Here is a 5,044-nt window from a genome sequence, read left to right as displayed (position 1 = left end):
CTGGTCGAACTTCCTGCGCGTCTCTGACATGACTACTCCTCATAGTGCATGCCTCCACGCTTTCGGGGGATTTCCAATACGTCGTTGCCACACCTGGGGCCGGTCAGAGACGATGGTTCCTCGAAGCTATGGAACCTGCTGGATTTCTATTTCACCCAGCGCACACCGTTTTACGACAGCCAACTGCTGGACGGGATCGACGCCGGATGCCGTCAAGTCGTCTTGCTAGGCGCCGGATTTGACAGCCGCCCGTTCCGCTTGGGACTGCCCATGAACGCCGTCGTTTTTGAAATCGACCAGGCGCCGGTGCTTGAGTTCAAAGAACGGGTCCTGTTACAACACAGGCTGATTCCCGACTGCTCGCGAGTGCCACTGCGGGCGGATCTGCGTGAGGACATCGCGGGTCCACTGCTAAGCAGGGGATTTCGGCCCGAACGGCAAACAGTATGGATCGCCGAGGGACTGCTGATGTACTTCACACGCGCTCAGGCCAATCAGCTGCTCGACCGTGTCACAGCGTTATCGGCCGCCGGAAGCCGAATCATCAGCGAGTATTTCACCCACCCCTGGGATAATCGACAAGTCAACTACGAGTTGTTGGACGAAAAGGACCGAGAAGTCTGGGATCTGCTTACGCGGGAGTTTCTCAACGGTCCGCTGCCCCAGGAGCCCGGTGCGTGGCTCTCATCTCATGGGTGGCAGGTCCGCTCTCGGACGACGGTGGGCGAATTGGGCCGCGCGGCCCGGCGCGAAGTGCCACCGGAATTCGCAATGCCGGACGGCGCGGACATATGGCTGTTCGACGGAGTCAAGTTGAGTTCGGTTAACGGTACGGCGCAGGTATCGGACAGGGACGGGTACCCAAGGCCGCGACAGCTCGATGACACCATCGTTGAAACCGGGCCCGCGCCAAGCGGTGGTGTGAACAGTTTGCGCTCAGGGCACGCTTGCCGCACCGGAGGCAATACATCGCCATCTTGGGTCCACGAGGAAGGTGGGCGTCCCCCGCCGCGCCATAGCGTGCACGATCGGGCGCTACTCAATAGTAGACCGAATGGTGTATTGCAAGCCGCGGTAGATCAGCGACGAAGATGAATGCTTGTCCAACTCGGAGCGAGGCGATGGCATGCGGGTACGCGAGCGGCTCACGTCAGCTACGGCTGCGCTGATGCAGCGACACGGCGTCGCGGGCACCGGTATTGCGCAGATCCTCGCAACAAGCGGTGTGACGCGGCGTTCGATCTATCTCAACTTTCCCGGCGGCAAGTCCGAACTTGTTGCCGCGGCGACGCGTTCGGCTGGAGACGAGATGGCCACCATGCTGCGCGGCTGTGTTCAGGAACCAGATCCCGTCGCGGCATTCTGCCGGATGTGGAGCGAAGTATTGGTCAGCACGGATTTCGAGAGCGGCTGCCCCATCGTGGCCGCGGCATGCAGTCGCGACGAAGCGCCAGAGGCCGCGAGCACCGCCGCCGACGTGTTCTCGATGTGGGAGCAGATGCTGGCCGACAAGCTGAATGACGACGGAGTCAAGCGCTCCACTGCCAGGTCATTGTCGACAACGATCGTCGCCGCAATAGAAGGAGCGGTGATACTTTCCCGCGCCGCGCGGTCGACTCAACCCCTTGAGGAGGTCTCGCGTCACATCAGCGAGCTCATCGCCCGGCACCGCCCTGCTCCCCGTCGAGATCGCCGCCGGTTGTGAGCTGCACGGCCCCATCCTCGAATAATCACCACAGAGGCCGGGGAGTCGAAGAAGATCATCTGTGCGCGCTATCCGACTAAGGACGCGTTGTTGATCGGCGTAATCACCGATCTAGTGTCGCGCTTAAGACAGCCCTGTGCGGTCGGTGGAAAGAACACCCGTGATGCCGCTGTGCCCGGAGTAACCTGGCTCGCTCATAACACGTCGGCTATGACCAGGTCTAGTGCTCAAGTTGGCGCGCTAGACCCCACGGCCGTCGTCGTAATGCCAGCTCAGCAGGGTGCTTATCGGTGTCTCAGCTCGGTGAGACAGATGACATCGGATGGACATGGGTGATGGGAAAATGACGTCGCCGGGGGAACCTACATACGTACCGGTGTGACCAGATTTCAGGACGGCCATGTCGCTTTTCCGCGAGTAATGTCGGACCCCGGGTGTAAAAGTCGAATCGTGCACGAAGACTTCGACCGCTGCTACCGGGCCGTCCAATCCAAGGACGCCCGGTTCGACGGCTGGTTCGTCATCGCCGTGCGCACCACCGGCATCTACTGTCGGCCCAGCTGCCCGGTGCACCCACCGTTAGCCCGCAACGTCTGCTTCTACCCGACCGCGGCGGCCGCGCAGCGGGCCGGCTTTCGCGCATGCAAGCGTTGTCGGCCCGACGCCTCACCCGGCTCACCGGAATGGAACACGCGCGGCGACCTGGTCGCCCGCGCCATGCGTCTGATCGCCGATGGCACGGTCGACCGCGAGGGCGTCACCGGGCTGGCCACCCGTCTCGGCTACACCACCCGGCAGCTTCAACGACTGCTGCACGAGGAGGCCGGCGCCGGCCCGCTTGCGCTTGCTCGCGCGCAACGCGCCCAGACCGCCCGGATTCTGATCGAGACCACAGATCTCCCATTTGGCGACATCGCCTTCGCTGCAGGCTTTTCCAGCATCCGTCAGTTCAATGACACGGTGCGTTCGGTATTCGACGGCACGCCAACGGAATTACGCAGACGCGCAACGACACGTCGGGAGCCCAACGCAGCAGGTGCGCCCTCGCCGGGAACGGTGACGTTGCGTCTGCCGGTGCGGGCTCCGTTCGCCTACGAGGGAGTGTTCGGCCATCTGGCCGCCAGCGTAATACCCGGGTGCGAAGAAGTGCGCGAAGGCACCTACCGGCGTACCTTGCGGCTGCCGTTCGGCAACGGAATCGCCAGCCTCACACCGGCTCGCGATCATGTTCAATGCGTGCTGATGCTCGACGACTTCCGCGACCTGACGTCGGCGGTCTCGCGCTGCCGAAGGTTGCTCGACCTCGATGCCGACCCGGATGCGGTGATCGATGTGTTGAGCTCCGACGAGGCGCTGGCCCCAGTGGTCGCCAAGGCGCCCGGACAGCGCATTCCACGAACAGTCGACGAAGCCGAACTTGCCGTTCGCGCGGTGCTGGGCCAGCAGGTGTCTATGAAGGCGGCACGCACCCACGCGAGCAGACTGGTCGCCCAATACGGCGACCCTATTCATGACCCGAACGGTGCACTGACGCATACGTTTCCATCGATCGAACAACTTGGCGACATCGACCCCGCGCATCTGGCCGTTCCGGCGAGTCGCCGGCGAACCGTCACTGGACTTATCGCGGCACTCGCCGACGGCAGCGTGGTGCTGAACGCCGGCTGCGACTGGGAGGCAGCCCGCAGCCAACTGCTGGCGCTGCCCGGAATCGGCCCGTGGACCGCGGAGGTCATCGCGATGCGCGGTCTGGGCGATCCGGACGCGTTCCCTGCTAGCGACCTCGGATTGCGTTTGGCTGCAGAGCAATTGGGCTTGCCAGCCGATCATCGCGAGTTGACCCTGCGAAGCCGGCGATGGCGACCGTGGCGTTCATACGCGACGCAGCATTTATGGACGACCCTGGATCACTCGGTAAACCACTGGCCAGTCAAGGAGACCGCATGACGCACTATCGCACGATCGACAGTCCGATCGGGTTGCTCACCTTGGCCGGGTATGGCCAGACGCTGACCAATCTGCGCATGGTCGACCAAACCTACGAGCCTAACCGCGCCGGCTGGTCATCTGGTCCCACCGCATTCGGCGACGCCGTCGACCAGCTCAGCGCGTACTTTGCCGGTGAGCTCACCGATTTCGAGCTCGAGCTCGACCTGCGGGGCACTGCGTTTCAGCGACGGGTCTGGCAGGCGCTGCTGACGATCCCGTTCGGTGAGACCCGGTCGTACGGCGAGATCGCGGAACAGATCGGCGCTCCAGGCGCGGCTCGCGCGGTTGGACTTGCCAACGGGCACAACCCAATTGCGATCGTCGTTCCGTGTCACCGAGTGATCGGTGCCAGTGGCAGCCTCACCGGATACGGCGGCGGCCTGGATCGAAAACGGTCGTTGCTCGCCCTGGAGATGAGACATAGCTCCGCGACGTTGCCGCTGTTCGACTGAAGCTAGAACCCAGGGAACGGCCGCGGTTGGCCTCCGACGGGATTGATGCCTGGCAATAGGGGCTGCGGAGCAGGCGCCCCTAGCCCGAGTGGCAGTCCCGGTCCGCCGGCGCCGGGGAGCGGGAACGGCATGTTGCCGTTGGCGACGGAGTTTATCCAGCCCGGACACTGCGACTGGATTGCCATCTGGGCGAGAAAACCGGCCATGGGCGCTTCTAGACCGCCGTGACCAGTCATCTGAGCCGCCCCACTAGCCAGACTGCCCCCAGGCTTTACCAGCATCGGGCAGATGGATTGACCCATCTGGGCAATGGCCCCGCTGACCGGGCCGTTGTTGCCGATGCCCGCGCTGTTGAGAACGGGCGCCATCGGGTCACCGACCGAATCCGCGTGCGCTGCAGGGATCGAGCCCAAGACAGCCCCGAAGACTGCGGCGGTAACGATGACAGGACGCACGACCGACGTCGCCACGATCTCGACCGTGTCCCACGTGGTCCGCTTGGCATCAGAATTCGTGCGCCCCGTGGTGGACCGGCGCAGAACGCCGGCCGACTTGCTCGTGGCCATGTGAAGCTCCCCTCCGTTAGCACTCCATGCACATGGAGCACAGATTTCACTTTGATAACGTTAGGGCACTTTTGTAACAGTTACAACACGATCGGATAACTGTTTGCAACCGCAGTGTTGCGCTACCGCGACCTACGAGACCGGAATGCAACAATTGGCGGTTTGCCGCCAGGCGTTTGCTAGTAGGAGCGCCGCCAGTCGCGGAGCCGCTGCCGGCTCGGCCGGTCCAACGCCATCGCATCAGGGCCTAAACGTAGAAATGCCCGTGCCCCCCAAGGGTTTTGGGGGGCACGGGTGTGTTGTGTGTGTTCGGCGGTGTCCTACTTTTCCAC

The 5,044-nt window shown here is 63.3% G+C and carries 5 protein-coding genes; 4 read left to right on the top strand and 1 reads right to left on the bottom strand.

Going from position 1 to position 5,044, the window contains the following annotated elements:
• Positions 1-48: 48 nt before the first annotated feature.
• From A5658_RS03810 to A5658_RS03795, 4 genes are all read left to right on the top strand, one after another.
• Positions 49-1,095 (top strand): SAM-dependent methyltransferase, encoded by a 1,047-nt coding sequence (locus A5658_RS03810; protein WP_067331332.1) that lies wholly within the window; start codon positions 49-51, stop codon positions 1,093-1,095.
• A 31-nt stretch (positions 1,096-1,126) separates the two neighbouring features.
• Complete coding sequence (locus A5658_RS03805) at positions 1,127-1,705, top strand: TetR/AcrR family transcriptional regulator (RefSeq protein ID WP_067331330.1); 579 nt, start codon at positions 1,127-1,129, stop codon at positions 1,703-1,705.
• Positions 1,706-2,155: 450 nt separating this feature from the next.
• Positions 2,156-3,652: a DNA-3-methyladenine glycosylase 2 family protein gene (locus tag A5658_RS03800; protein ID WP_067331327.1), complete on the top strand. Its 1,497-nt coding sequence runs from the start codon at positions 2,156-2,158 to the stop codon at positions 3,650-3,652.
• Positions 3,649-4,146: a methylated-DNA--[protein]-cysteine S-methyltransferase gene (locus A5658_RS03795; protein ID WP_067331324.1), complete on the top strand. Its 498-nt coding sequence runs from the start codon at positions 3,649-3,651 to the stop codon at positions 4,144-4,146. The genes A5658_RS03800 and A5658_RS03795 overlap by 4 nt, the downstream gene beginning before the upstream one ends.
• Positions 4,147-4,148: 2 nt before the next feature.
• Here A5658_RS03795 and A5658_RS27335 read toward each other — a convergent pair whose 3' ends face one another.
• Positions 4,149-4,712: a DUF732 domain-containing protein gene (locus tag A5658_RS27335; protein WP_082992932.1), complete on the bottom strand. Its 564-nt coding sequence runs from the start codon at positions 4,710-4,712 to the stop codon at positions 4,149-4,151.
• Positions 4,713-5,044 lie beyond the last annotated feature (332 nt).

The organism is Mycobacterium sp. 1245111.1, assembly GCF_001673405.1.
Taxonomy (GTDB): domain Bacteria; phylum Actinomycetota; class Actinomycetes; order Mycobacteriales; family Mycobacteriaceae; genus Mycobacterium.
The sequence above is the reverse complement of the archived record's forward strand: the minus strand, read 5'-3'. Positions and strand labels throughout refer to the sequence as shown.

Excerpts from the sequence above, each read along its gene's own strand:
- A5658_RS27335 (WP_082992932.1), bottom strand. The coding sequence starts at position 4,712 with ATGGCCACGAGCAAGTCGGCCGGCGTTCTGCGCCGGTCCACCACGGGG.
- A5658_RS03810 (WP_067331332.1), top strand. The coding sequence starts at position 49 with ATGCCTCCACGCTTTCGGGGGATTTCCAATACGTCGTTGCCACACCTG.
- A5658_RS03805 (WP_067331330.1), top strand. The coding sequence starts at position 1,127 with ATGCGGGTACGCGAGCGGCTCACGTCAGCTACGGCTGCGCTGATGCAG.
- A5658_RS03795 (WP_067331324.1), top strand. The coding sequence starts at position 3,649 with ATGACGCACTATCGCACGATCGACAGTCCGATCGGGTTGCTCACCTTG.